The following is a 26,952-nucleotide window of genomic DNA, read 5'->3' as shown; positions in this document are numbered from 1 at the left end:
GGTCGCGAGGATCCGGAGGGTCGGACGGCGGCCGGTCAGACCGGGTAGCGGTCGCCGAGCGCCGGGTGGCCCGGCTCGCGGCTGCCGAACAGCACCAGCAGGTCGTCGGCGGTCCGCAGCAGCGCCTCCCGGCCCTCCACCGCCTCCGCCCAGTCGGCCGGCAGCCCCGAGGCGCCGTACGCCGCGCCGACCAGGTTGCCGCAGACCGCGCCGGTCGAGTCGCTGTCCCCGGAGTGGTTCACCGACAGCAGCAGCGCCGCCCGGGCCGGCTCGGGGCGCTCGGCCCCGGCCAGCAGGCAGTACACCGCGATCGCCAGGCACTCCTCGGCGATCCAGCCCAGCCCGACCCGCTCCACCGCCTCCGCCGACGGCTCCGACTCCTGGGCCACCCGCACCGCCCGGGCCAGCGCCTGCACCGTCTCCTTCGAGGCCGGCCACTCCCGGGTCTGGTCCACCGTCTCGCCGACCGCCGCCCAGGGCTCCGTCCCGGCCGCCAGCCGCTCCACCAGCGCCGCGAAGGCGCCCGCCGCCAGGTAGCCGGTCGGATGCCCGTGGGTCAGCTGCGCGCACTGCGCGGCCAGCCCGAACGCCTGCTCCACCCCCAGCCGGCCCAGCCCGAACGGCGCCGAGCGCATCACCGTGCCGCAGCCCTTGGAGTGCGCGTTGATCGGGCCCGGCTGCCCCAGCGCCACCGGCGCCTCGAACACCGGGTGGTACTGCACCCCGGTCAGACAGGCGTTGCCGGGCGCCCGCCGCGCGTACAGGAACGGCTCGCGCAGCAGCCAGCCGTCGTACGGGCCGGGCAGCGGCTCGCGGTCCGGCGCGCCCTGCTGCTGGGTGAGCAGCCACCGCCGGTACGCGCCGTGCACGGCCTCCGGCACCGAACCGCCGCCACCCGACCAGCCCCGGACGAAGCCGCGGATCAGGCCCTCGGCGGTGAACAGCGTCATCTGGGTGTCGTCGGTGACCTCGGCGACCAGTCCGCCGCCCGGCAGGCCCGTCACCCCGTCCGGTCCGAAGCGCTCCCGGATCTGGTACAGCTGCAGGAACTCCACCGGCCAGCCCAGCGCGTCGCCGACCGCCCCGCCGAGCAGCGCCCCGCGCACCCGGTCCCGGTACCCCGTCTCCGTACTGCTCGTGCTCACAGTGCCCGCCCCTCGCTCGTGCCCGCGCCCTGTTCTACCAGGCACCCGGATGCCGGCCGGGGATCCGCACCGCGATCCCCGTCACAGGGCTCCGGCCCCGGCCATAGGGCCTCAGCCGCGGATCTCGCCGGAGCCGCCGCGCAGGGAGGCCCGGTCCGCCGCCGCCCGGCCCGCCGCCCAGCCCTCGCCGTCGCTGACCCGCACGCGCTGCGACACCAGCTTGGGGAACATCCGGTCCACCTCCTGGTCCACCGCCTCGGTGCGCGCCTTCAGGGCCGGCAGCAGCCGCTCGTCCGGGACGAGCTGCTCCGCCGTGCCGTCCTCGCGCAGGTGCCGGCCGGCCGCCGCGTCGCTGGTCGTCCGCTCGGTCGCCTCGGCCAGCCGCTCGCGGATCCGCGCCGCGTACGCCACCAGGAAGGACTGCCGGAACGCCTTGGTGCGCGAGGCCCCGTCCAGGTGCTGGCGGGCGCCGGCCTGCTGCATCGCGTGGGTGGCCTGCACCAGCAGCGAGGTGTAGAGCAGTTCGACGCCGTCGAGGTCCGCGTCGAAGCCGATCACGGTGCAGAAGCCGAACTCCTTGGCCCACACCACCCGGCACCGGTTGGCCGCCGCCACCGCGTCCAGCAGCATCGTCTTCGGGCTCTCGTACGGGTTGTCCACGCCGATCCGCAGCGCGCCCGGCGCGTGCGGGTCCGCGCCCTCGACGGCGAGCAGCGCCTCGTCGATGCTGTGCTGGGCCATCAACTGCTGGGCCTTGGCTGTCAGCGCCTCGGCCTCCTCGGGGAAGTCGGTGGACTCGGCCTTCGCCAGCAGCGCGCGGATCCGCGACAGCATCCGCGGCTCACCCGTCACCGGGCCGCGCGAGCGGTGCTCGGTGTGCGCCGTGCTCCCCGACCGCCCCGGGGCCGGGCCGACCGGGGCGATCGGCGGCAGCCGGCCCCAGCTGCGCAGCAGCTCCAGCAGGGCGGTGGCCAGCGCGAAGCGGTCCAGCCGGTGCCGCTGGGCGAAGCCGGCCAGGTACGCCTCGTCGGACGGCCACCAGACCTCCGTCTCCAGCTCGCGCAGCTGCTCCTGCCAGCGCCGGTCCGCCGCGGCGGCGGGGTGGCGGCGCCCCTCGGCGGCGATGAGGTCCACGGCGAGGGCCAGGTGCACCGGCTTCAGCTCGCGTCGCACCACCCGCGCGAGGTCCGCCGGGCGCCACCCGGCCGACCAGCACCGGCCGACCGCCGTGTCGGCGTACCCCAGCACCGCCCGGCTCACGGCCGGCCACTGCCCGGCGGAGGCCGCCAGCAGCGAGGCGCCGGTGTCCAACGCGAGGTCCAGTCTCTCCTCGGGGGCGGTCACGACCCCGCGTACCGCGGTGTCCAGCAGTGCTCCGACGTTCCCGCCCTCGCCACCACCCCCGCCGCCACTCTGTCCACGCCTGCCCACGCCGTCTACCTCGTCCCACGAACGGTCCCGTACACCTCCTGCCCATGATGCCGGACCGCCCCGCCCGGCGGAGGCCACCGCCCGCCCGGGGCCGGCCGTTCCCCCGGACCGGCCTCAGGCCGCGGCCGGACGGGCCGCCGCCGTGCCGAACCCGGCCAGCGGGGCCAGCGCCACCAGGTAGCCGACGGAGGCCAGCGGAATGAACGCCAGGTCGGCCGCGGTGAGCACGGTCGCGGCGACCACCAGCACCGGGCTCCACCAGCGCAGCACCCGCCCGGCGCCGACCGAGGCGGCCACCAGCAGCACCAGCAGGCCCAGGTGGAACAGCAGCGGGACCGCCGAGTAGAAGAGCGGCTCGACCCCCGGCCGGCTCTGGATCGCCTCGAACATCCGGTTCTGGTCGGCCTTGTCCACCGCCACCGCGCCGACGTACAGGTCGATCGCGACCTGCCCCAGCGAGGCGGCCAGTCCGGTGAGCGCCGCGCCCAGCACCGCCCGGCCGGCCACCCGGGCGGCGGCGGTCCGGCGCGGGCCGGGGGCCCGCTCCAGCGCGACCAGCAGCGGGGCGAACAGCAGCAGGCCCAGCAGCATCAGGCTGTGGCCGATCAGCCAGCCCGGGCCGGGGTCGCGCGAGCCGTCCAGCAGCCGGATGCCGCCGTACAGCGCCAGCAGCACGGGGGCGGCGACGACGGCGACCGTGGTGAGGCGGGCGTTCGTCGTGGTGCTCTTCGTCGTGCTCTTCATTGCGGTGCTCTGCGTCGCGGTGGTCATGGTGCGCTCCTGACGGGATCCGGGAGACCGGTGACTCCGGTGGCTCCGACACCACGGATCCTGTCCGCCGGAGCTCTCGTCGCGGATCGCCCGCACCGGCGAACCCGGCCGCTCCCCCGCGCGGGGGAGGCCCCGGGCGGGCCTACCCCTCCCCCGCCACCACCGCGCCCGCCTCGTACGCGAACACCACCGCGTGTACCCGGTCCCGCAGCCCCAGCTTGGCCAGCACATTGCTGACATGGGTCTTCACCGTGTGCTCGCTCACCACCAGCTCGGCGGCGATCTCCGCGTTCGACAGGCCCCGGGCGAGCAGCACCAGCGTCTCCCGCTCGCGCGCGGTCAGCTGCTCCAGCAGCCGGGACGGCGGCCGCGCCGCCCGCTCGGCGGAGCCCGGCCGGCGGGCGGCGAACTCGCCGATCAGCCGGCGGGTCACCGAGGGCGCCAGCAGCGCCTCCCCGGAGGCCACCATCCGCACGCCGTGCACCAGGTCGTCCCGGCGGACGTCCTTGAGCAGGAAGCCGCTGGCCCCCGCGTACAGCGCGTCGAAGACGTAGTCGTCGATGTCGAAGGTGGTCAGCATGATCACCTTGGTCTCCGGGTGCTCCGCGCACACCCGGCGGGCCGCCTCCAGGCCGTCCATCACCGGCATCCGGACGTCCAGCAGCAGCACGTCCGGGCCGTGCGCGCGGACGGCCTCGACCGCCTCGGCGCCGTCCGCCGCCTCGGCGACCACCTCGATGTCCGGCTGCGCGTCCAGGATCATCCCGAACCCGGCCCGCACCAGCTCCTGGTCGTCCGCGACGACCACCCTGATCGGCTTCATCCGCCCGCCCTTCCCCCCGTGCCCACCCGGTCCACCGGGCCCCTTCCATCCACCCCGTCCACCCCGTCCACCCCGTCCACCCCGTCACCCAGCGGCAGCCGGGCGCTCACCAGGAATCCCCGGCCGTTCGGCCCGGGACCGGCCTCGGCCCGGCCGCCGCAGGCCGCCGCCCGCTCCCGGATACCGACCAGCCCCCGGCCGCCGGAGAAGTCGCTCGCCACGCGGTCCGGCCGCAGCCGCACCCCGCGGCCGTTGTCGGACACCAGCACCGCCAGCTCCGCCCCCTCCCGGACCACCCGGACCTCGATCCGGGTGGCCTCCGCGTGCTTGACCGTGTTGGTCAGCGCCTCCTGCACGATCCGGTAGCCGGCCGCCTCGACGGCGGCGGGCAGCGCCCCGGTCCGGTCGTCGACCTCCAGCTCGACCCGCACCCCGGTCCGGCGCACCCGCTCGGCCAGCGCGGGCAGTTCGGCCAGCCGGGGCTGCGGGGCCAGCTCCGGTCCGGCGCCCTCCGCCTTCAGCACCCCCAGCACCCGCCGGAGCTGGACCATCGCGTCGCGCCCGGAGTCGGCGATGGTGTCGAAGGCCTTGATCGCCCGCTCCGGGTCGGCCCGCACCACCACCGGCCCCGCCTCCGCCTGGATCACCATCAGCGAGACCGCGTGCGCCAGGATGTCGTGCATCTCCCGGGCGATCCGGGCCCGCTCCTCGGCCACCGCGCGGGCCGCGTCGCTGGCCGCCCGCCGACCGGCCTCCCGGGCCCGCTCCGCCTCCACCGCCGCCAGCCGGCGCAGCTCCCGGACCAGACAGCCGAAGACGAACGCCCCGACCGAGGTGAGCAGCGAGAACAGCGCGCCGTTCGGCGAGCGGGTGCCCACCACATTGGCGACCACGGTCACCGCCAGCACCGTCCAGCGCTCCCGGTCGCGGGCCCGGTCGGCCACCGTGTAGAGGGCGATCACCGCGTACAGCGGCAGCTGCGGCATCGCCGAGTGGGCGAGCACCGAGATCACCACCGACACCCCGCCGCTGAGCGCCAGCACGGTGACCGGTGCGCGCCGCCGCCAGGGCAGTGGCAGGGCCGTCCCCAGGGCCAACAGATAGACCCACCACGCCCAGGCCGTCCCGTCGTAGTACACCGACCAGAGCGAGACCGCCGCCGAGCCGGCCGCCAGCAGGCCGTCCACCACGTGCGGGTCGACCTCGGTCACCCGCGCCCGCCACCGTGCCAGCCGTCCGGTCATGGCCTCTCCCCCGTGTCCGGGGAATCCGCCCCCGCGGAGAAGATCATGCCCGACCGGCAGCGCGGTGGGCACTCCCCGGCCGGCCGCGGGCTCAGGCACCGGTGACCGCCACGCCCCCGGTCCCGGCCCGCGCCGTGATGGTGCGCGCCGCGCCGTCCTGCCGGGGCACCGTCACCTCGACCCCGCCGACCTCGCTCCCGGCGTCCACCGCGTACGGCTCGCCGCCGGGCACCGAGACCCGGACCCCGCCGACCGCCGACCGCGCCTCCACGGCGGTCGGGCTGGTGGCGAAGGAGAGGTCGACCCCGCCGGTCTCCGCGGTCACCCGCACCTTGGCCGAGGTCAGGCCGCTTGCCTCCACCCCGCCGGTGCCGGCCGTGGCCTGCACCTCCCCGGCCAGCCCGCGCAGCCGGATCCCGCCGGCCCCGCTGTTGAGCCGCACGACCGTCCCGGCCGGGACGGTCACCCGGTAGCCGACCCCGCAGCTTGAGCAGTCGTAGGCCAGCCGGAGCGTGCCGTCCACCACCTCGTGCCGGGTCCGCGGCGGATCACCGCGGAAGGACTGCTCCTCGACCACTCGCACCGCGTCCCCGGCGCGGACCTCGATGCCGCCGGCCAGCCCGTCCACCACCAGCTCCCGCACCGGCTCGGCCACCGCGTAGGAGACCGTCAACCGCTCGTCGTCCCACCGGTCCAGGAACAGGCCGGCCGATCCCAGCGCCACCGCCCCGGTGATCGCCATGGCCCCCATCACCCGTCGCACGCCCATGTCCGTCTCCTCCACCCGTCCTCGTCCTCATCTCGACGACTCCGAGCCTGGCGCGCCCGCCCCGTCCGGCACCTCCCCCGCCGGACCGGTTTCCGGCCCTCCCCCGCACGACGGATCCGGGGAACGCCGAAGGGCCCGGAGGCTGAATGCCTCCGGGCCCTTCGATGCAGTAGCGGGGACAGGATTTGAACCTGCGACCTCTGGGTTATGAGCCCAGCGAGCTACCGAGCTGCTCCACCCCGCGTCGGTGAACACGACCTTACGCGACTTCGGCCGGCAGACCTAATCGGTTTCCCCGAACCCCCGCGAACCGGGGAATGCGCAGGCCGGGAACGCCGCAGGGCGGCCACCCCGTCCGGGGTGACCGCCCTGCGATCAAGGACCTTCGACTCAGCCGGTGTACGGGCCGTAGTCGTAGTCGTCCAGCGGAACCGCCTGGCCGGAGCCGGCGCCGAAGGGCGACAGGTCGTAGTCGTCGTAGCCGACGGCCGAGTACATCGCGGCCTTGGCCTCCTCGGTCGGCTCGACCCGGATGTTGCGGTAGCGGGGCAGACCCGTACCGGCCGGGATGAGCTTACCGAGGATGACGTTCTCCTTGAGGCCCAGCAGCGGGTCCGACTTGGCGTGGATCGCCGCGTCGGTGAGGACCCGGGTCGTCTCCTGGAAGGAGGCGGCCGACAGCCAGGACTCGGTGGCCAGCGAGGCCTTGGTGATACCCATCAGCTGCGGACGGCCGGAGGCGGGGTGACCGCCCTCGGAGACCACGCGACGGTTCTCGGTCTCGAAGCGGCCGCGCTCGACGAGCTCGCCCGGGAGCAGCTCGGCGTCGCCCGACTCGATGATCGTCACGCGGCGGAGCATCTGCCGGATGATGATCTCGATGTGCTTGTCGTGGATCGACACACCCTGCGAGTTGTAGACCTTCTGGACCTCGGCGACCAGGTGGATCTGGACGGCACGCTGGCCCATGATCCGCAGCACGTCGTGCGGGTTGGTGGCACCCATGGTCAGCTTCTGGCCGACCTCGACCGCCTCGCCCTCGCTGACGAGCAGCTTCACACGCTTCGAGACCGGGTAGGCGATCTCGTCGGTGCCGTCGTCCGGCGTGACGACCAGCTTGCGGGTCTTCTCGGTGTCCTCGATGCGGACTCGGCCCTGCGCCTCCGAGATCGGGGCCACACCCTTGGGGGTACGGGCCTCGAAGAGCTCGACGACACGCGGCAGACCCTGGGTGATGTCGTCACCGGCCACACCACCGGTGTGGAAGGTACGCATGGTCAGCTGGGTACCGGGCTCACCGATGGACTGGGCGGCGATGATGCCGACCGCCTCACCGATGTCGACCAGCTTGCCGGTGGCCAGCGAGCGCCCGTAGCACATGGCGCAGGTGCCGACGGCCGACTCACAGGTCAGGATCGAGCGGGTCTTGACCTCGCTGATGCCGTGGCGGATCAGCTCGTCGATCAGCACGTCACCGAGGTCGGTGTTCGCGGTGGCCAGCAGCTTGCCGTCCACCGTGATGTCCTCGGCGAGCATGCGGGCGTAGACGCTGGTCTCGACGTCGTCGGCCTTGCGCAGCACACCGTCCGCGCCGACCGAGCCGATGGCCAGCTTCAGGCCGCGCTCGGTACCGCAGTCCTCCTCGCGAATGATGACGTCCTGGGAGACGTCGACCAGACGACGGGTGAGGTAGCCGGAGTCGGCGGTACGGAGGGCGGTGTCCGCGAGACCCTTACGGGCACCGTGGGTGGAGATGAAGTACTCCAGCACGGAGAGGCCCTCACGGAACGACGCCTTGATGGGTCGCGCGATGGTCTCGTTCTTCGCGTTGGACACCAGACCACGCATACCGGCGATCTGGCGCATCTGCATCATGTTTCCACGAGCACCCGAGTCGACCATCATGAAGATGGGGTTCGTCTTCGGGAAGTTCTCGTTCATGGCCTCGGCGACCTCGTTGGTCGCCCGGGTCCAGATGCCGATGAGCTCCTGCTTGCGCTCGTCGTTGGTGATCAGACCGCGCTCGTACTGCTTCTGGATCTTCTCCGCCTGGGCCTCGTAGCCCTCGAGGATCTGGCCCTTGTTCGGCGGGACCACGACGTCGGAGATCGAGACGGTGACACCCGAACGGGTCGACCAGTGGAAGCCGGCCGCCTTCAGGTTGTCCAGGGTCGCCGCGACGGTGACCTTGGGGTAGCGCTCGGCCAGGTCGTTGACGATCGCGGAGAGCTGCTTCTTGCCCACCTCGTAGTCGACGAACGGGTAGTCCTCGGGCAGCAGCTCGTTGAAGAGCGCGCGACCCAGGGTGGTCTTCAGGCGGAAGGACTCGCCCTCGTACCAGGACGACTGGCCGTCCTCGTCCAGCGGCGGGGTCCAGCCGCGGGGCGGGACGGTGCCGATGGGCAGGCGCAGCTCGATCGGGGCCTGGACGTCCAGCTCGCGGGCGTCGAAGGCCATGACCGCCTCGGCGGTCGACGAGAAGGAGCGGTCGGTGCCCTTCACGTTCTCGCGGTCCGAGGTCAGGAAGAACAGACCGAGCACCATGTCCTGGGTCGGCATGGTGACGGGGCGACCGTCGGCCGGCTTCAGGATGTTGTTCGAGGACAGCATCAGGATGCGGGCCTCGGCCTGCGCCTCCGCGGAGAGCGGCAGGTGGACGGCCATCTGGTCACCGTCGAAGTCCGCGTTGAACGCGGTGCAGACGAGCGGGTGGATCTGGATGGCCTTGCCCTCGACCAGCTGCGGCTCGAAGGCCTGGATGCCGAGGCGGTGCAGGGTGGGCGCACGGTTCAGCAGAACCGGGTGCTCGGCGATGACCTCTTCGAGGACGTCCCACACGACCGGGCGGGCGCGCTCGACCATGCGCTTGGCCGACTTGATGTTCTGCGCGTGGTTCAGGTCGACCAGGCGCTTCATCACGAACGGCTTGAAGAGCTCCAGCGCCATGGCCTTGGGCAGACCGCACTGGTGCAGCTTGAGCTGCGGGCCGACGACGATGACCGAACGGGCCGAGTAGTCGACGCGCTTGCCGAGCAGGTTCTGGCGGAAACGACCCTGCTTGCCCTTCAGCATGTCGCTGAGGGACTTCAGCGGACGGTTGCCGGGGCCCGTGACCGGGCGACCACGACGGCCGTTGTCGAACAGGGCGTCGACGGCCTCCTGGAGCATGCGCTTCTCGTTGTTCACGATGATCTCGGGGGCGCCGAGGTCGAGAAGCCGCTTCAGGCGGTTGTTGCGGTTGATGACGCGGCGGTACAGGTCGTTCAGGTCGGAGGTCGCGAAGCGGCCACCGTCCAGCTGCACCATCGGACGCAGGTCCGGCGGGATGACCGGGACGCAGTCCAGCACCATGCCGTTGGGCTTGTTGGTGGTCTGCAGGAACGCGGAGACGACCTTGAGGCGCTTGAGCGCACGGGTCTTCTTCTGGCCCTTGCCGGTGCGGATGATCTCGCGCAGGCGCTCGGACTCCTCCGCCAGGTCGAAGGTCTCCAGGCGGTCCTTGAGGGCCGCCGCGCCCATCGAGCCGGAGAAGTAGGTGCCGAAGCGGTCGCGCAGCTCGCGGTAGAGCAGCTCGTCGCCCTCGAGGTCCTGGACCTTGAGGTTCTTGAAGCGGGCCCACACCTCGTCGAGGCGGTCGAGCTCGCGCTGCGCGCGGTCGCGCAGCTGCTTCATCTCGCGCTCGGCGCCCTCGCGCACCTTGCGGCGCACGTCGGCCTTCGCGCCCTCGGCCTCCAGCTCGGCCAGGTCGGTCTCGGCCTTCTTGGCACGGGCCTCGAGGTCGGAGTCGCGGCGGTTCTCGATCTGCTGGCGCTCGACCGAGACGTGCGCCTCCAGGGACGGGAGGTCGCGCTGGCGACGCTCGTCGTCCACCCAGGTGATCATGTAGGCGGCGAAGTAGATGACCTTCTCGAGGTCCTTCGGCGCCAGGTCCAGCAGGTAGCCGAGGCGGGACGGCACACCCTTGAAGTACCAGATGTGGGTGACCGGGGCGGCCAGCTCGATGTGGCCCATCCGCTCACGGCGCACCTTGGCGCGGGTCACCTCGACGCCGCAGCGCTCACAGATGATGCCCTTGAAGCGGACGCGCTTGTACTTGCCGCAGTAGCACTCCCAGTCCCGGGTCGGACCGAAGATCTTCTCGCAGAAGAGTCCGTCCTTTTCGGGCTTCAGGGTGCGGTAGTTGATGGTCTCCGGCTTCTTGACCTCGCCGTGCGACCACTGGCGGATGTCGTCGGCGGTGGCCAGGCCGATGCGGAGCTCGTCGAAGAAGTTGACGTCAAGCACTGGTCGTCAAGCCCTCTTTCGTAAGTCGAGAGTCGTTCATGTGGTCTGAGGGGGGCCTGGGGGCGGGCCGGCCGCTCGGTGAGCGGCCGGCCCGGCCTCCGTCAGACCTCTTCGACGCTGCTCGGCTCGCGCCGGGACAGGTCGATGCCGAGCTCCTCGGCGGCGCGGAAGACGTCCTCGTCGGAGTCCCGCATCTCGATGGACTGGCCGTCCGAGGACAGCACCTCCACGTTGAGGCAGAGCGACTGCATTTCCTTGATGAGGACCTTGAAGGACTCGGGAATGCCGGGCTCGGGGATGTTCTCGCCCTTGACGATGGCCTCGTAGACCTTCACACGGCCGAGGACGTCGTCGGACTTGATGGTGAGGAGCTCCTGCAGCGCGTAGGCCGCGCCGTACGCCTCAAGGGCCCACACCTCCATCTCACCGAAGCGCTGACCACCGAACTGCGCCTTACCACCGAGCGGCTGCTGGGTGATCATCGAGTACGGACCGGTCGAACGGGCGTGCAGCTTGTCGTCGACCAGGTGGTGCAGCTTGAGGATGTACATGTAGCCGACCGACACGGGCATCGGGAACGGCTCGCCGGAGCGGCCGTCGAACAGCCGCGCCTTACCGGTGGAGTTCACCAGCCGCTCACCGTCACGGGTGAGGGTGGTGTGGTCCAGCAGACCGGTGATCTCGTCCTCGCGGGCGCCGTCGAAGACCGGGGTGGCGAGGTTGGTGCCGCCCTCGACCTTGTCCGCGCCGATCGCCTGCAGGCGCTGGGCCCACTCGTCGGCGAGGCCGGAGACGTCCCAGCCCTGCTTGGAGAGCCAGCCGAGGTGGATCTCCAGGACCTGTCCCGGGTTCATTCGGGACGGGACACCCAGCGGGTTCAGGATGATGTCGACCGGGGTGCCGTCCTCCAGGAACGGCATGTCCTCGACCGGCAGGATCTTGGAGATGACACCCTTGTTGCCGTGGCGGCCGGCGAGCTTGTCACCGTTGGTGATCTTGCGCTTCTGGGCCACGTAGACGCGGACCAGCTGGTTGACGCCCGGGGGCAGCTCGTCGCCCTCTTCGCGGTCGAAGACGCGGACGCCGATGACCTTGCCGGACTCACCGTGCGGCACCTTCAGCGAGGTGTCGCGGACCTCACGGGCCTTCTCACCGAAGATCGCGCGGAGCAGGCGCTCCTCCGGGGTCAGCTCGGTCTCGCCCTTGGGCGTGACCTTGCCGACCAGGATGTCGCCGGTGACGACGTCGGCGCCGATCCGGATGATGCCGCGCTCGTCGAGGTCGGCGAGGACCTCCTCGGAGACGTTCGGGATGTCCCGGGTGATCTCCTCGGGGCCGAGCTTGGTGTCACGGGCGTCGACCTCGTGCTCCTCGATGTGGATCGAGGAGAGGACGTCGTCCTGCACGAGGCGCTGCGACAGGATGATCGCGTCCTCGTAGTTGTGACCCTCCCACGACATGAACGCCACGAGCAGGTTCTTGCCGAGGGCCATCTCGCCCTCGTCGGTGCACGGGCCGTCGGCCAGCACCTGGTTGGCCTCGACCCGGGCGCCCTCGTCCACGAGCACCTTCTGGTTGAAGGCGGTGCCCTGGTTGGAGCGGGTGAACTTGGCGGCGCGGTACGTGGTGTACGTGCCGTCGTCGTTGGCCACGGTGACGTAGTCGGCCGAGACCTCCTGGACGACACCCGGCTTCTCGGCGGTGATGACGTCCGCGGCGTCGACGGCGCAGCGGTACTCCATGCCGGTGCCGACCAGCGGGGCCTCGCTCTTCAGCAGCGGCACCGCCTGGCGCATCATGTTCGAGCCCATGAGCGCGCGGTTGGCGTCGTCGTGCTCGAGGAACGGGATCATGGCGGTCGCGACCGACACCATCTGGCGCGGGGAGACGTCCATGTAGTCGATCTCGGTGCCCGGGATGTAGTCGATCTCGCCGCCGCGGCGGCGGACCAGGACACGCGGCTCGGCGAAGGTCAGCTCCGCCGTCAGCGGGGCGTTGGCCTGCGCGATGACGTAGCGGTCCTCCTCGTCGGCCGTGAGGTAGTCGACCTGCTCGGTGACGACACCCTCGATGACCTTGCGGTACGGGGTCTCGATGAAGCCGAACGCGTTGACCCGGCCGTACGAGGCGAGCGAGCCGATCAGACCGATGTTCGGGCCTTCGGGCGTCTCGATCGGACACATGCGGCCGTAGTGCGAGGGGTGCACGTCACGGACCTCGAAGCCGGCGCGCTCACGGGAGAGACCGCCGGGGCCGAGGGCGGACAGACGGCGCTTGTGGGTCAGGCCCGACAGCGGGTTCGTCTGGTCCATGAACTGCGACAGCTGGCTGGTGCCGAAGAACTCCTTGATGGAGGCGACGACCGGCCGGATGTTGATCAGGGTCTGGGGCGTGATCGCCTCGACGTCCTGCGTGGTCATGCGCTCGCGCACGACGCGCTCCATACGGGCGAGACCCGTACGGACCTGGTTCTGGATGAGCTCGCCCACGTTGCGCAGGCGGCGGTTGCCGAAGTGGTCGATGTCGTCGACCTCGACCACGATGTCGCGGCCGGTCTCGTCACGCCAGTCGACCTCGCCGGCGTGCAGCTTGACCAGGTACTTGATCGCGTTGATGATGTCGGGCTCGGTGAGCACACCGGAGTCCAGCGACTCGGCGTTGCCGAGCTTGCGGTTCACCTTGTAGCGGCCGACCTTGGCGAGGTCGTAGCGCTTCGGGTTGAAGTACAGGTTCTCCAGCAGCGTCTGCGCGGCCTCGCGCGTCGGCGGCTCGCCCGGGCGCAGCTTGCGGTAGATGTCGAGCAGCGCGTCGTCCTGGCCCTGGGTGTGGTCCTTCTCCAGGGTGGCGCGCATCGACTCGTACTCGCCGAACTCCTCGAGAATCATCTCGTTGGTCCAGCCGAGCGCCTTGAGCAGCACGGTGACGGACTGCTTGCGCTTGCGGTCGATGCGGACGCCGACCATGTCGCGCTTGTCGATCTCCATCTCCAGCCAGGCACCACGCGAGGGGATGACCTTGCAGGAGTAGATGTCCTTGTCGGACACCTTGTCCAGGGTGGAGTCGAAGTACACACCCGGGGAGCGGACGAGCTGCGAGACGACGACACGCTCGGTGCCGTTGATCACGAACGTGCCCTTGTGGGTCATGAGCGGGAAATCGCCCATGAAGACCGTCTGAGACTTGATCTCACCGGTCTCGTTGTTGGTGAACTCGGCCGTGACGAAGAGCGGGGCCGCGAACGTGAAGTCGCGGTCCTTGCACTCGTCAATGGAGTTCTTCGGCGGCTCGAAACGGTGGTCGCGGAAGGTCAGGGACATCGACCCGCTGAAGTCCTCGATCGGCGAGATCTCCTCGAAGATCTCCTCCAGACCGGACTTGGTGGGGACGTCCAGACCGTTGTCCAGCGCCTCCTCGACCCGGGACTTCCAGGCCGCGTTGCCGAGCAGCCAGTCAAAGCTCTCGGTCTGCAGGGCCAGGAGGTTCGGTACCTCGAGGGGCTCCTTGATCTTCGCGAAGGAGACGCGGAGCGGGGCGGTGGATGCGGCGGAATTGTTCGAGGCGTTGCGCGGCGCGGCCAAGAGGGGGGTCCTTCCGAGGGCTCGGAGCTCACTACGCGCGTACCGGCCGGGCCTTCACGGGCTTGGTCCCGCCTCCCTCAACTGGCCTCTGCCGAGGTCGAAACCCCAGGTCAGAGCCGCTTTGCGGAGGCGGTGCCAGACCCCTTCAGGGCAACGCAAACTCCGGGCGACGAGTCACGGAGCAGCTAACAGGCAGCGCAAAGGGACAGTGTAGCCAATGGCGACACTGCTGTCCAGCTCTGATTCGGAGACCGAATCGGAGACTCCTCCCGGTAGCCGTCGGGCGCGAACGCCCGCCGGGTACTGCATCGGCCCGGACTCACCCGGGCCCACGACTCACGTGGAGTCACTTCCCGCCGGAGCCGCCGGTTATGCATCCGGCGGTCGACCAACCCGGGGCGGACTCGCGCCACGAGAATCGCGCGCCGTGCCGGGTTCGTCAAGGGCCCGCCTCCGGTGCGGGCCTCGACGCGTTCATCGCTGCGGAGCACCCCGGCGTTACAGAAGCCGTGGTCGGGGCCGCAGCCGGTGACAGCGATCACCATACCCGTCCGCACCGACAGTGCCGAGTGCGTGATCGGCCACGCCCGCGTGTCCGCCCCGGACCGGGCCCCTCGGTGCCCGGTCCAGGACCCGACCGCGACACGTCCGTGGCCGGGAACGAAAAAAGCCGGGCCGACCACCCGCAAGGGTGGTCGGCCCGGCCCGCAGCCCCCTCAGAGGGGGCCGGAAGTCACTTGACGGTGACCTTGGCGCCGGCGGCCTCGAGAGCGGCCTTGGCCTTCTCGGCAACGTCCTTGGCAACCTTCTCCAGGACCTTGGCACCAGCGGTGTCAACGAGGTCCTTGGCCTCCTTCAGGCCGAGGGAGGTCAGGGTGCGCACCTCCTTGATGACCTGGATCTTCTTGTCGCCCGCACCGTCGAGGATGACGTCGAACTCGTCCTGCTCCTCAACGGCCTCGGCAACGGCGCCCGGGCCGGCGATGCCGGCAACGGCGACCGGAGCGGCGGCGGTGACGTCGAACTTCTCCTCGAAGGCCTTCACGAAGGCAGCGAGCTCGATGAGGGTGAGCTCCTCGAACTGCGCGAGCAGCTCGTCCTGGGACAGCTTCGCCATGATTGGCGTCCTTCCACTAATTCGGCAGGTGGTGCCGTATGTACGGGGGTGGCGGGCGTACGGGCCCGCAGCGAGGCGTGAGCCTGCCGAATTACTCGGCGGCCGCGTCCTCGGCGGCGGGAGCCGGCGTACCGGCACCGCCCTGCTCGACCTTGTCGCGCAGCGCGTCCACAGTGCGGACGAGCTTCGACGGCAGGGCCTGGAAGAGCGCGGCAGCCTGGGACTGCTTGGCCTTCAGGGCACCCGCCAGCTTGGCGAGCAGCACCTCGCGGGACTCGAGGTCCGCGAGCTGCTTGATCTCGTCGGCGGACAGCGCCTTGCCATCAAGGACACCGCCCTTGATGACGAGAGCGGGGTTCTCCTTGGCGAAGTCACGCAGAGCCTTCGCCGACTCCACCGGGTCACCGGTGACGAAGGCGACAGCCGTCGGACCGGTGAACTGGTCGTCGAGCTCCGTGATTCCGACCTCATTGGCCGCAATCTTGGTCAGCGTGTTCTTCACCACGGCGTACTGGGCGTTGGCGCCCAGCGAGCGACGCAGGGTCTTGACCTGCTTCACCGTGAGACCGCGGTACTCGGTCAGCACGGCCGCGTTCGAGCCACGGAACAGCTCCGTGATCTCGGCGACGGCAGCAGCCTTGTCGGGCCTGGCCATAGGCTTACGCCTCCTTCCGTGATGTCGAAGTCCGGCCGACCGCGAGAGTCGACCATTCGTGCCTCGGACCACCGGAGGAAAGGAAAGCCCCTGCGGAAAAGCAGATGAGCCCCGGTGCGCAGGCGCACGGGGCTCGACACGACCTCGACGGGATCACATGCGGACATGTGCGACCCGGAAGTCAAAGCTCCAAACAGTCCTGCGCGGGCTGCCTGCGCGTGAAGCGCAGATCCTTCGGTCGCGGACTCCCTCTCGGGGGCACTGCGACAACCAGCGGTCTTTGGCTTCCGACACAGTAGCCGGACGCCGCCGCCCGGGGCAAATCGGGCCCCCGCGGGCCCCACGGACCCCGGTCGGGCTCAGCGGGCCAGCGGGGAGACGGTGCGGGTGCCGGTGTCCACGGTGTCCGACTCGGCCGGGGCCTGGGCCGAGAGCGGGCCGCCGGGCTCGGTGTAGAGCACCGAGTCGTCCAGCCGGCCGGTGTCGCCCGTCCCGGTCCGCTGGAGCCGGACCAGCTGGTCCTTGTCGTTCAGCCAGAGGTCCAGGGTGAGGGAGGCCGAGCCGCCGCCCGCCAGCGCCGTCCGCAGCCCCTCCCGGCGGGCCGGGCTCAGCTGGGTCTGCGCCGCCGCGTAGCGGTCCGCGTCGGTGTTCACCCGGTAGTGCTCGACCGCGGAGTCCTCGAACCGCTCCTCGCCCACGTACTGGGCGCCGATCCCGTCGGCGGTCGCGGCGGCCAGCGCCACCACCGGGTTGAGCAGGTCGATCAGCCCGGCGTACGGGACCTCGCGGTGCCCGTCCGGGCCGGGCGCCCCGGCGAACCGCTCCCAGTGCTTGCCGCCGAGCCGGGCCGCGGTGGCCGCGTCGCCGCCCTCGTAGGCGACGGTGTCCACCACGATCAGCTGCTCGGCCGCCGCCGGGGTGGAACGTTTGACCTGGAGCGCGGTCTTCGGCTGCCAGAACAGCGGCCCTGAGCCGGCGTCCGAGCCCAGCCGGTAGTTCACCTTGGCCCGGCGGGCGGTCTGCATGGCCAGCTGGGCCGAGAGCAGCACCCCGTGCGGCGAGCGGTCGGTCGGCTTGGCCGGCCAGGTCGGGGAGGAGCTGCCGGCCGTCGGCGTCGGGGCGCCGGACGCGCTCGGCGAGGAGCCCGGCGCCGGGCCGTCCGCCCCGCCGCACCCGCTCAGGCCGCCCGCCAGCACCGCGGCGGCGACCACCGCCGCCAACCGCTGCCGCACCGCCATCCAGGCCTCCCCGTCGGTTCCGTCCACGTCGGACGGCCACCCGGGCGGCCCGTCCACTCCCGCCCACCTTGCCACCCGGCCTCACGCCACCCGGTGGCACCCCCCGCCACTCGGCCGCACGGTCCGCTCGCGGCCGCGGGCTCAGCCCGCGCGAGTCGGCGCCGCGGTCGGCCCGGCGGCCGGCGCCGCGGTCGGCCCGGTGGTCGGCCCGGCGGTGGCTCCCGCGGCGGGTCCGTCGGCCGGAGCGTCGGTGGCGCCGTCGGACGGCTCGGCGCCCTCGCTGACGTCCGTGGTGGTCACCACGGCACCGGAGGCGCCCCGGAACGTGGAGCGCACCCGCAGCAGCCGGTCCCCCGGGGCCACCCAGAAGTCGTACTCGACGGTGCCGACACCGCGCCGCCCGTAGTAGTCGAGCATCTCGTTCAGCCGCGCGGGGCTCAGCCCCTCCTGGGCCCCGAAGTAGTCCGCCACCGGCGCGGCGCCCCGGTAGTGCGCGACCGTCCCGCCGTCCAGCTGCTCGCCGCCCAGCGGGGTGAGCTTGCCGGCCAGCGCCATCGTGCGGGCCGGCCCGCCCGGGTTGCTGAGCAGGCCGGTGATCCAGCCGCCCGCCCAGCCGGTCTGCCCCCCGGGGACGGCGCGCGGGTCCAGGGACTCGGCCCGGTCCCGGTCGGCGGTCCGGGGCGCCGCCCCCGCGTACCCGAGGTCCAGGACGCCGTCCCGGCCGCGCAGCTGCCCGGTGCCCAGCTCGTCGGTGACGGTCAGCTCGGCCGCGTCGTGGGCGCCCCAGGTCAGCGTGCCGCTCGCGCTGCGCCGCCCCGCCGGGCCCTCCTCGACCGCCTGGATGCGCGCCCCGCCGGCGTCGTCCAGCCGCTGGGAGGCGGACAGCAGCACCTGCCGGGGCGGGCGGACGGTCGGCCGGTCGCTGATCGGGGTGCGGTCGCCGGAGACGGCCAGCACACTGCACGCGGTGAGGCCTGCGGCGAGCAGCAGCAGGGCCGCCCCCTTGGCGGCGGGGCGAAGGGCGGGCACGGCACACTCCGGCGGTCGGACGGCGGCGGGCCCCCTGACCGGGAGCGCGCGGGCGGACCGGCCGAGCGTACGACGGACCGTGCGGCCGTTCGCCCCGCCGGGGGTATCGATCGGGAAACGACGGCGGGCCCGCACCCCCGGCGAAGGGGGTACGGGCCCGCCGTACGGACGTCGACTGCGATCAGACCGCGGCCGGGTCCTCCTCGACGAGGAGGTTGCGGGTGCGGTTCGGGTCCACCAGGACACCGGGGCCCATGGTGGTCGAGAACGCGGTCTTCTTGATGTAGCGGCCCTTGGCGGCGGACGGCTTGGCGCGGAGCACCTCGTCCAGCGCGGCGGCGTAGTTCTCGACCAGCTGCTCGTCGGTGAAGGAGGCCTTACCGATGATGAAGTGCAGGTTCGAGTGCTTGTCGACGCGGAACTCGATCTTGCCGCCCTTGATGTCGTTGACAGCCTTGGCGACATCGGGGGTGACGGTGCCGGTCTTCGGGTTCGGCATCAGACCACGCGGGCCGAGCACGCGGCCGAGGCGGCCGACCTTGCCCATGAGGTCCGGGGTGGCGACGACGGCGTCGAAGTCCAGCTTGCCCTTCGCGACCTCGTCGATCAGCTCGTCGGCACCGACGATGTCGGCGCCCGCAGCACGCGCGGCCTCGGCACGCTCGCCGGTCGCGAAGACCAGGACCCGAGCGGTCTTACCGGTGCCGTGCGGGAGGATCACGGTGCTGCGGACCATCTGGTCGGCCTTGCGCGGGTCGACACCCAGACGCATGGCGACCTCGACGGTGCCGTCGAACTTGGTGGTGCTGGTCGCCTTGGCGAGGCGGACGGCCTCGAGGGGGGCGTAAAGGCGCTCGCGGTCGACCTGGGCGTCCGCGGCCTTCAGGGCCTTGCTGCGCTTCATAGCTGCTCCTGAATGGTGAATGGAGTTGTGGTGTTCAGCGGGCCTGCGCGGGCCCTACCACGTGGACGAGAAGGGTGATCAGCCCTCGACCGTGATGCCCATCGACCGGGCGGTGCCGGCGATGATCTTCTCCGCGGCGTCCAGGTCGTTGGCGTTCAGGTCGGGCATCTTGGTGGTGGCGATGTCGCGGACCTGGGCGCTGGTGAGCTTGGCGACCTTGGTCTTGTGCGGCTCGCTGGAGCCCTTCTCGATACCGGCGGCCTTCAGGATGAGGCGCGCGGCCGGCGGCGTCTTCGTGATGAAGGTGAAGGAACGGTCCTCGTAGACCGTGATCTCCACCGGCACGATCATGCCGCGCTGCGACTCGGTCGCGGCGTTGTAGGCCTTGCAGAACTCCATGATGTTGACGCCGTGCTGGCCCAGCGCGGGGCCGACCGGCGGAGCCGGGTTGGCCGCACCGGCGTTGATCTGGAGCTTGATAAGCCCCGTGACCTTCTTCTTCTTGGGAGGCATGTCTCTCCGGGTCCTTCCGAGAGGTGATTGCTGGTGCGTGCGGAACCGGGGCGACACCCGGCCTTCACACACACATCGGACCAGGCTAACGCCTCGGCGTCGCTGGACCAAAACGGATTCGGGGCGGGGCCGACGGCCCCGCCCCGAATCCGAAGACCGTGGGAACTAGTTCTTCTGGATCTGGTCGAAGGAGAGCTCGACCGGGGTCTCCCGGCCGAAGATCTCGACCAGGCCCTTGACCTTCTTCGAGTCGGGGTTGATCTCGTTGATGGTCGCCTGCAGGGTCGCGAACGGGCCGTCGGTGACGGTGACCGAGTCGCCGACCTCGAAGTCGAGCACCTGGATCTCGCTCGGCTTGATCGGCGAGGGCTTGCCCGCCTCCTTGGCCGCCTGGCGCTCGACGTCCGGGGCGAGCATCTTGACGACCTCGTCCAGGGTCAGCGGGTACGGGTCGTAGGCGTTGCCGACGAAGCCGGTGACACCGGGGGTGTTGCGGACGACGCCCCAGGACTCCGGGGTGAGGTCCATGCGCACCAGGACGTAGCCGGGGAGCTTGTTCTGGCGGATGGTCTTGCGGTCGCCGTTCTTGATCTGGACGACCTCCTCCTGCGGCACCTCGGCCTGGAAGATGTACTCCTCGACGTTGAGGGAGACCGCGCGCTGCTCCAGGTTCTGCTTCACCCGGTTCTCGTAGCCGGCGTAGGTGTGGATCACGTACCACTCGCCCGGCATGAACCGCAGGTCCTCGCGGAACTTGGCGACCGGGTCGACCTCGACGGCCTCCTCGGCCTCGTCCTCGGTCTCGGTCTCGGTCTCGTCGTCCGCCTCGACGAGCTCCTCGGCGGCGGCCTCCTCGTCGGTGGCCTCCTCGCCGAGCTCCTCGTCGAACTCCTCCTCGGCCTCCACGTGCAGCTCGACCTCGGCCGGCTCCCCGGCCTCGTCGGCCGCCTCGACCTCGTCCTGGTCGGCGTCGACCGCGTCCACGATCTGCTGCTCGTCGGACTCGACGGCGTCAGCCAGCTCGGCCGCGTCCTCGGCGGCGACATCCGCCTCGCGGACGGTCTCGTCGGCGTCGTACAGGGGGGACTCAGACACGGTGGCTGCTTCTTTCCTGGAGATGGTGAAGGTGGCGCGCTCCGCGACGACCTGACTCCGCTCCGCTGACACGGTCGCCGGAAGTTCGCCTCGAAGACTTCAACAGTACCGAGTCAACGGTAGCGGCCTCGTACCCCCGACGCAGACAGCTCGACCCGGGCCGAGGACCGGCCCGGGTCGGGAGGTGGAATTCACAGGCGGAACGGCTTGGTCAGCCGAAGATCCAGAGGGCCGCCTTGGAGAAGCCGTAGTCGAGACCGGAGACGAAAGCCATCACGATCACGACGAACACGACGACGACGGTGGTGTAGCTCACCAGCTGGTTGCGGCTCGGCCAGACGACCTTGCGCAGCTCGGCGATGATCTGCCGGTAGAACAGGGCGAGCCGGGCGAAGACGCCCTTCTTGGCCCGCTTGCCGGACTTCTTCTCGCCAGAGCGCTTGCGACGCGACTGCGACTCGCCCTCGGCGGACATGGTCTCGGCAGCGCCGTCGGCCCCCTCGGGGTTGCCGCTCTCAGGCGTTGCGGTGGAGCCCGTGGTCTCCGTCACTCGTCCTCACCTGAATCCGGGTCCTGCCGAGCGTCGACTGCGTACCCGGTGAGGCACGAGCGGCCGGCTAGCGGTGCTGATCGGTGCCCTCTCCGCATCAAGCCCGTTCGCTCTGTGGAGCGAACGGGCTGATTACGGGTCAAGCAGCAGGGCAAGAGGGACTTGAACCCCCAACCGCCGGTTTTGGAGACCGGTGCTCTACCAATTGAGCTATTGCCCTACGGGGCCTCGCGGTCCCAGTAGCGACCACCAACCTACCGCATCTTCCGCCATTGTCCGCACAGATTGTGTGCGGCGGTGGAGGCTCCGGTTCGTTCGGTGGCCGTCGAGCAGTGAGTGTACGGGGTCGAAGGGCGTTTGGTCGAACCTCTTGTTTTTCCGGGCCGACGCACGGGCCGTGACCCAGGCCGACGCCCGGGCGGCCGTCCGGGCTGTCGCTCCGGCACCACCGGGCCGCCATCCGGACGGGCCCGTACATATCGTGAAACCGCCATGCCCGGGCGGTGTGCGGTCTGCGACCATGCAGGCATGAGCGCTTCCACCCCGCAGCCCGACCGTTCCGTCCGCCCCGCCGACCGCCGCGTCTCCGCCCGGATCGGCGCGATCGCCGAGTCCGCCACCCTCGCCGTGGACGCCAAGGCCAAGGCCCTCAAGGCGGCCGGCCGGCCCGTCATCGGCTTCGGCGCCGGCGAGCCGGACTTCCCCACCCCGGACTACATCGTCGAGGCGGCCGTCGAGGCCTGCCGCGACCCCCGGAACCACCGCTACACCCCGGCCGGCGGCCTGCCGGAGCTCAAGGAGGCGATCGCGGCCAAGACGCTGCGCGACTCCGGCTACGCGGTGGACGCGTCCCAGGTACTGGTGACCAACGGCGGCAAGCAGGCGATCTACGAGGCGTTCGCGGCGATCCTCGACCCGGGCGACGAGGTCATCGTCCCGGCGCCGTACTGGACCACCTACCCCGAGTCGATCCAGCTGGCCGGCGGTGTGCCGGTGGAGGTCGTGACCGACGAGACCACCGGGTACAAGGTCTCGGTCGAGCAGTTGGAGGCCGCGCGCACCGAGAACACCAAGGTCGTGCTGTTCGTCTCGCCGTCCAACCCGACCGGCGCCGTGTACACCCGGGCCGAGGCCGAGGCGATCGGCCGCTGGGCCCTGGAGCACGGCCTGTGGGTGCTCACCGACGAGATCTACGAGCACCTGGTCTACGGCGAGGCCGAGTTCACCTCGCTGCCGGCCCTGCTGCCGGAGCTGGCCGACAAGACCATCGTGGTGAACGGCGTCGCCAAGACCTACGCGATGACCGGCTGGCGGGTCGGCTGGGTGATCGGCCCCAAGGACGTCGTCAAGGCCGCGACCAACCTGCAGTCGCACGCCACCTCGAACGTCTCCAACGTGGCCCAGCGCGCCGCCCTGGCCGCCGTCTCCGGCGACCTCTCCGCCGTCCACGAGATGCGCACCGCCTTCGACCGGCGCCGCCGCACCATCGTGAAGATGCTCAACGAGATCGACGGCGTGGTCTGCCCCGAGCCCGAGGGCGCCTTCTACGTCTACCCGTCCGTCAAGGGCCTGCTGGGCAAGGAGATCCGCGGGCAGCGTCCGCAGAGCTCCGCCGAGCTGGCCTCGCTGATCCTGGACGAGGTCGAGGTCGCGGTCGTCCCCGGCGAGGCCTTCGGCACCCCCGGCTACCTGCGGTTCTCCTACGCGCTGGGCGACGCCGACCTCGCCGAGGGCGTCGGCCGCATCCAGACCCTCCTCGCCGAGGCCCGCTGATTTGTTGGGGCTCGGCTCGCCTCCGGGCCGCTTTGACCCGGTGCCGACGGTCGTCGCTCCAACGCCGCTCCTTCGTCGCGTCGTCCTCGCTCCTCCCTTTCGGCACCGGCGCGGCCCTTCGGCTCGCTCGCGGTCGTGCCCGGCGGGGGTCACGGCGGGTAGGTGGGGGCTCGTCAACGCCGGGTGACCGGACCGCCCTCTTTTCACCCCTTCGGGGGCCGGGAAGAGGGCGGTTCCCGTAGGGGCCCCCGATACGGCAGGATTCGTGAATGGAACGCCTGCTGAATCCGCGCGACGTCAGGGACCTCCCGAAGGCCCACCTGCACCTGCACTTCACCGGCTCGATGCGCCCGGCCACCCTGCTGGAACTGGCCGACAAGCACGGTGTCCGGCTGCCGGAGGCGCTCAGCTCCGGCGAGCCGCCCCGCCTGCGGGCCACCGACGAACGCGGCTGGTTCCGGTTCCAGCGCCTCTACGACACCGCCCGCTCGGTGCTCCGCGACGAGGCGGACATCCGCCGGCTGGTCCTGGAGACCGCCGAGGACGAGCGGCGGGACGGCTCCCGCTGGCTGGAGATCCAGGTCGACCCGACCTCCTACGCGCCCCGGCTCGGCGGTCTGATCCCCGCCCTGGAGCTGATCCTGGACGCCGTGGCGCAGGCCGCCGAGGCCACCGGGGTCGGCATCCGGGTGCTGGTCGCGGCCAATCGGATGAAGTCCCCGATGGACGCCCGGACCCTGGCCCGGCTGGCCGTCCGCTACACCGACCGGGGGGTGGTCGGCTTCGGCCTGTCCAACGACGAGCGGCGCGGCCTGGCCCGCGACTTCGACCGGGCCTTCGACATCGCCCGCCGGGGCGGGCTGCTGGCCGCCCCGCATGGCGGCGAGCTGGCCGGACCGGAGTCCGTCCGGGACTGCCTGGACGACCTCGGCGCCGGCCGGATCGGTCACGGCGTGCGGGCCGCCGAGGACGAGCGGCTGATGCAGCGGTTGGCCGACCGTCAGATCACCTGCGAGGTCTGCCCGTCCTCGAACGTCTCGCTGGGCGTCTACGAGCGCCCCGAGGACGTCCCGCTGCGCCGGCTGTTCGACGCCGGGGTGCCACTCGCCCTCGGCGCCGACGACCCGCTGCTGTTCGGCAGCCGGCTCGCCGAGCAGTACGGCCTGGCCCGGGACGTGCTGGGGTTCTCCGACCCCGAACTGGCCGAGCTGGCCCGGCAGTCGGTGCGCGGCTCGATGGCGCCCGACAGCGTCAAGAAGGAACTGCTGGCGGACGTCGACGCCTGGCTGGCGGGGTAGCCGCGCGCCGGGAGGGCGGCCCTACAGGCTGACGCCGACCATCACCGGCTCGTTCACCAGTTCCACCCCGAAGGCCGCCCGCACGCCGTCCCGGATCTCCCGGGCCAGGGCGAGCAGGTCCTCGGTGGTGGCCGCGCCGCGGTTGGTGAGTGCCAGGGTGTGCTTGCCGGAGAGGGTCGCCGGGCCGCTCCCGTAGCCCTTGGCGAAGCCGGCCCGGTCGATCAGCCAGGCGGCCGAGGTCTTGGTGTGCCCGTCCGGGGCCGGGTAGGCGGGGGCGGTCAGCTCGCGCTCGGTGGCGAGCGCCAGGAAGGCGGCGTACTGCTCGGGGTCGAGCACCGGGTTGGTGAAGAAGGAGCCGGCCGACCAGGTGTCGTGGTCCGCCGGATCCAGCACCATGCCCTTGCCGGCCCGCAGCCCCAGCACTGCGGCGTGGGCCTCGCGCAGGTCGACCCGCTCGTCCGTGGCCACTCCGAAGTGCTTGGCGACCTCGGCGTAGCGGACCGGGGTGGAGCGCCCGGCGGCGTCCTCCAGCGCGAAGCGGACCCGCAGCACCACGTAGCGCTCCGGGTCGGCCTTGAAACGGCTGTGCCGGTAGGAGAACGCGCACGCGGCGTTCGGGAGGGTGACCACCTCGTCGGCGCGGCGGTCGTAGGCGACCACCTCGGTGATCGTCTGCGCGACCTCCTGGCCGTACGCGCCGACGTTCTGCACCGGGGTGGCGCCGGCCGAGCCGGGGATGCCGGCCAGGAACTCGACACCGGCCAGGCCGGCCTCGATGGTGCGGGCCACCGCGTCGGCCCAGACCTCGCCGGCGGCCAGCTCCAGCGCGGTGCCGTCCAGGGCGAAGCCGGTGGTGGCGATCCGCAGCGCGGTGCCGGGGAAGCCGGCGTCGCCGATCACCAGGTTGGAGCCGCCGCCGAGTACCAGCAGCGGCTCCCCGGCCGCGTCCGCGGCGCGGACGGCGGCGATCACCTCGTCGTCGGTGTGCGCGGTCACCAGGCGGCGGGCCGGGCCGCCGAGCCGCAGGGTGGTCAGCGGGGCGAGGGGGGCGTCGAGTTCTTCCAGCACGCCCCCCAGGGTACGGGGAGCCCGTACCGCCACCGCCCCCTGACCAGGTGCTGACTCAGGCGAGCCGGACGACCGCCCGGGACATGCCGAGCACCTTCTGGCCGGCGTAGCTGGCCACCAGGTCGACCTGGACCTTGCGGTCGTCGAGCAGCTTGGCCACCTTGCCGGTGACCTCGATCACCGAGCCGGTCCCGTCGTTGGGCACCGGCACCGGACGGGTGAACCGGACGCCGTACTCGACCACCGCGGCCGGGTCGCCGACCCAGTCGGTCACCACCCGGATCGCCTCGGCCATGGTGAACATGCCGTGCGCGATGACGTCGGGCAGGCCGACCTCCAGGGCGAACTTCTCGTTCCAGTGGATCGGGTTGAAGTCCCCGGAGGCGCCCGCGTACTGCACCAGTGTGGCGCGGGTCACCGGGAAGGACTGCGCCGGCAGCTCGGTGCCGACCTCGATCTCGTCGTATCCGATCGCCATCGGGCTCACTCCCCCGCCTTCTCGTCGGCGGCCCGGGCCACCAGGGTCATGACGGACGTCACCACGTGCTCGCCGGTCACGTCCGCGACCTCGCCGCGCACGGTGAGCACGTCGTTGCCGGCCAGCGACTTGATGTTGTCGACGGTGACCGCCACGGTGAGCCGGTCGCCGGCCCGCACCGGGCGGGTGTAGCTGAACTTCTGGTCGCCGTGCACGACCCGGCTGTAGTCCAGGCCCAGCTCCGGGTCCTGGACGACCTGGCCGGCGGCCCGCATGGTGAGCACGATCGGGAAGGTCGGCGGTGCGATCACGTCCGGGTGCCCGAGCGCCTTGGCGGCCTCCGGGTCGAGGTACGCGGGGTTGGCGTCACCGACGGCGACGGCGAACTCGCGGATCTTCTCCCGCCCGACCTCGTACGGCTCGGTGGGCGGGTAGGTCCGCCCGATGAAGGAGGGGTCGAGTGCCATCGGCAGCTCCTCGTCAAACGCGGTGGACAAACGGTTCGAACAGAAAAGACTCCGGGCCGCATCCCCCAGTGAGGGATGCGGCCCGGAGCCATAGACCTGGTCACACAGGCCCGTTGCCCTGCAGCAGGGTCAGCGGGTCTCGCGGTGCGCGGTGTGCGAGTTGCAGCGGGGGCAGTGCTTCTTCATCTCAAGACGGTCCGGGTCGTTACGCCGGTTCTTCTTGGTGATGTAGTTCCGCTCCTTGCACTCCACGCAGGCCAGCGTGATCTTCGGGCGGACATCGGTGGCAGCCACGGGAGTGCCTTCCTTGGACAATGAATAAGAACACAGACAAGAGTAGCCGACCGGGAGTGCGATCTCCCGACCGACTACGCGGGGTAGCGGTGACCGGACTTGAACCGGTGACACAGCGATTATGAGCCGCTTGCTCTACCAACTGAGCTACACCGCCACGGTGATCCTGAGCACAGCCGAAGCCGACTCACTCTCACCAGAGCCCCCATGCGGAATCGAACCGCAGACCTTCTCCTTACCATGGAGACGCTCTACCGACTGAGCTATAGGGGCGAACGAGGAAGAGATTACACGTTCCGCGCCCAGAGGTGAAATCCGTATCCCGCGGGGAAGTCCGCAGGTCGACGAGGCGCACGGGCGAACGATCGAAGGCCGGGCGTTCGGCCCGCCTCAGGGGGCGCGCCCCGAGCCGATACGACTATTGCCCG

22 protein-coding genes and 4 tRNA genes are annotated in these 26,952 nt (G+C 71.3%); 2 read left to right on the top strand and 24 right to left on the bottom strand.

What is annotated here, in order from left to right:
- Positions 1-35 precede the first annotated feature (35 nt).
- From ACFP3U_RS21145 to ACFP3U_RS21060, 18 genes are all read right to left on the bottom strand, one after another.
- Positions 36-1,145: an ADP-ribosylglycohydrolase family protein gene (locus ACFP3U_RS21145; RefSeq protein WP_380227160.1), complete on the bottom strand. Its 1,110-nt coding sequence runs from the start codon at positions 1,143-1,145 to the stop codon at positions 36-38.
- 111 nt (positions 1,146-1,256) lie between these two features.
- Positions 1,257-2,576 (bottom strand): DUF2786 domain-containing protein, encoded by a 1,320-nt coding sequence (locus ACFP3U_RS21140; protein WP_380227159.1) that lies wholly within the window; start codon positions 2,574-2,576, stop codon positions 1,257-1,259.
- A 114-nt stretch (positions 2,577-2,690) separates the two neighbouring features.
- Complete coding sequence (locus ACFP3U_RS21135; RefSeq protein WP_380227158.1) at positions 2,691-3,347, bottom strand: hypothetical protein; 657 nt, start codon at positions 3,345-3,347, stop codon at positions 2,691-2,693.
- A gap of 142 nt (positions 3,348-3,489) precedes the next feature.
- On the bottom strand, positions 3,490-4,170 hold the full coding sequence (locus ACFP3U_RS21130; RefSeq protein WP_380227157.1) for a response regulator: 681 nt from the start codon (positions 4,168-4,170) through the stop codon (positions 3,490-3,492).
- Positions 4,167-5,414 (bottom strand): sensor histidine kinase, encoded by a 1,248-nt coding sequence (locus ACFP3U_RS21125; RefSeq protein WP_380227156.1) that lies wholly within the window; start codon positions 5,412-5,414, stop codon positions 4,167-4,169. The genes ACFP3U_RS21130 and ACFP3U_RS21125 overlap by 4 nt, the downstream gene beginning before the upstream one ends.
- 91 nt (positions 5,415-5,505) lie before the next feature.
- A complete protein-coding gene (locus ACFP3U_RS21120) occupies positions 5,506-6,183 on the bottom strand; it encodes a DUF4097 family beta strand repeat-containing protein (RefSeq protein ID WP_380227155.1) in 678 nt (225 codons plus the stop codon).
- Between the two features lie 170 nt (positions 6,184-6,353).
- Positions 6,354-6,427 (bottom strand) — tRNA-Met (locus tag ACFP3U_RS21115).
- 146 nt (positions 6,428-6,573) lie between these two features.
- Positions 6,574-10,467, bottom strand: a complete 3,894-nt coding sequence (locus ACFP3U_RS21110; protein ID WP_380227154.1) for a DNA-directed RNA polymerase subunit beta' — start codon at positions 10,465-10,467, stop codon at positions 6,574-6,576.
- Between the two features lie 101 nt (positions 10,468-10,568).
- Positions 10,569-14,045 (bottom strand): DNA-directed RNA polymerase subunit beta, encoded by a 3,477-nt coding sequence (rpoB, locus tag ACFP3U_RS21105; protein WP_380227153.1) that lies wholly within the window; start codon positions 14,043-14,045, stop codon positions 10,569-10,571.
- Between the two features lie 733 nt (positions 14,046-14,778).
- Positions 14,779-15,162 (bottom strand): 50S ribosomal protein L7/L12, encoded by a 384-nt coding sequence (rplL, locus tag ACFP3U_RS21100; protein ID WP_380227152.1) that lies wholly within the window; start codon positions 15,160-15,162, stop codon positions 14,779-14,781.
- A 91-nt stretch (positions 15,163-15,253) separates the two neighbouring features.
- Positions 15,254-15,817: a 50S ribosomal protein L10 gene (gene rplJ, locus ACFP3U_RS21095; protein WP_380227150.1), complete on the bottom strand. Its 564-nt coding sequence runs from the start codon at positions 15,815-15,817 to the stop codon at positions 15,254-15,256.
- Between the two features lie 359 nt (positions 15,818-16,176).
- Positions 16,177-17,082 carry an SCO4651 family lipoprotein gene (locus tag ACFP3U_RS21090; RefSeq protein ID WP_380227149.1) on the bottom strand — a complete coding sequence of 302 codons (906 nt, stop codon included), beginning with the start codon at positions 17,080-17,082 and terminating at the stop codon, positions 16,177-16,179.
- 114 nt (positions 17,083-17,196) lie between these two features.
- A complete protein-coding gene (locus ACFP3U_RS21085) occupies positions 17,197-18,084 on the bottom strand; it encodes a hypothetical protein (protein ID WP_380227148.1) in 888 nt (295 codons plus the stop codon).
- 181 nt (positions 18,085-18,265) lie between these two features.
- The gene (gene rplA / locus ACFP3U_RS21080) at positions 18,266-18,988 is read right to left on the bottom strand and encodes a 50S ribosomal protein L1 (RefSeq protein WP_030311713.1); all 723 of its coding nucleotides are present in this window, start codon (positions 18,986-18,988) and stop codon (positions 18,266-18,268) included.
- Between the two features lie 78 nt (positions 18,989-19,066).
- Positions 19,067-19,501 carry a 50S ribosomal protein L11 gene (gene rplK / locus ACFP3U_RS21075; RefSeq protein ID WP_030232334.1) on the bottom strand — a complete coding sequence of 145 codons (435 nt, stop codon included), beginning with the start codon at positions 19,499-19,501 and terminating at the stop codon, positions 19,067-19,069.
- Between the two features lie 165 nt (positions 19,502-19,666).
- Positions 19,667-20,596: a transcription termination/antitermination protein NusG gene (nusG, locus tag ACFP3U_RS21070; protein WP_380227147.1), complete on the bottom strand. Its 930-nt coding sequence runs from the start codon at positions 20,594-20,596 to the stop codon at positions 19,667-19,669.
- A 211-nt stretch (positions 20,597-20,807) separates the two neighbouring features.
- Positions 20,808-21,071 carry a preprotein translocase subunit SecE gene (gene secE, locus ACFP3U_RS21065; RefSeq protein ID WP_380227206.1) on the bottom strand — a complete coding sequence of 88 codons (264 nt, stop codon included), beginning with the start codon at positions 21,069-21,071 and terminating at the stop codon, positions 20,808-20,810.
- Positions 21,072-21,293: 222 nt separating this feature from the next.
- Positions 21,294-21,366: transfer RNA gene (locus tag ACFP3U_RS21060), tRNA-Trp, on the bottom strand.
- A 308-nt stretch (positions 21,367-21,674) separates the two neighbouring features.
- Between ACFP3U_RS21060 and ACFP3U_RS21055 the strand changes: the two genes are divergently transcribed.
- A complete protein-coding gene (locus ACFP3U_RS21055; RefSeq protein WP_380227146.1) occupies positions 21,675-22,919 on the top strand; it encodes a pyridoxal phosphate-dependent aminotransferase in 1,245 nt (414 codons plus the stop codon).
- Between the two features lie 269 nt (positions 22,920-23,188).
- Positions 23,189-24,217, top strand: coding sequence for an adenosine deaminase (locus ACFP3U_RS21050; protein WP_380227145.1), 1,029 nt, complete (start codon positions 23,189-23,191; stop codon positions 24,215-24,217).
- A 21-nt stretch (positions 24,218-24,238) separates the two neighbouring features.
- Here ACFP3U_RS21050 and ACFP3U_RS21045 read toward each other — a convergent pair whose 3' ends face one another.
- The 6 genes from ACFP3U_RS21045 to ACFP3U_RS21020 all read right to left on the bottom strand — a co-directional run bounded on the left by ACFP3U_RS21045 (position 24,239) and on the right by ACFP3U_RS21020 (position 26,797).
- A complete protein-coding gene (locus tag ACFP3U_RS21045) occupies positions 24,239-25,282 on the bottom strand; it encodes a UDP-N-acetylmuramate dehydrogenase (protein ID WP_380227205.1) in 1,044 nt (347 codons plus the stop codon).
- Positions 25,283-25,340: 58 nt separating this feature from the next.
- Positions 25,341-25,763 carry a MaoC family dehydratase gene (locus ACFP3U_RS21040; protein ID WP_380227144.1) on the bottom strand — a complete coding sequence of 141 codons (423 nt, stop codon included), beginning with the start codon at positions 25,761-25,763 and terminating at the stop codon, positions 25,341-25,343.
- 5 nt (positions 25,764-25,768) lie between these two features.
- A complete protein-coding gene (locus ACFP3U_RS21035) occupies positions 25,769-26,230 on the bottom strand; it encodes an FAS1-like dehydratase domain-containing protein (protein ID WP_380227143.1) in 462 nt (153 codons plus the stop codon).
- Positions 26,231-26,359: 129 nt separating this feature from the next.
- Positions 26,360-26,524: a 50S ribosomal protein L33 gene (rpmG, locus tag ACFP3U_RS21030; RefSeq protein ID WP_006604855.1), complete on the bottom strand. Its 165-nt coding sequence runs from the start codon at positions 26,522-26,524 to the stop codon at positions 26,360-26,362.
- 84 nt (positions 26,525-26,608) lie between these two features.
- Positions 26,609-26,681 (bottom strand) — tRNA-Met (locus ACFP3U_RS21025).
- A 43-nt stretch (positions 26,682-26,724) separates the two neighbouring features.
- Positions 26,725-26,797 (bottom strand) — tRNA-Thr (locus ACFP3U_RS21020).
- Between the last annotated feature and the right edge of the window lie 155 nt (positions 26,798-26,952).

The sequence above is a fragment of the Kitasatospora misakiensis genome (assembly GCF_042656005.1).
Classification (GTDB): domain Bacteria; phylum Actinomycetota; class Actinomycetes; order Streptomycetales; family Streptomycetaceae; genus Kitasatospora; species Kitasatospora misakiensis.
The sequence above is the reverse complement of the archived record's forward strand: the minus strand, read 5'-3'. Positions and strand labels throughout refer to the sequence as shown.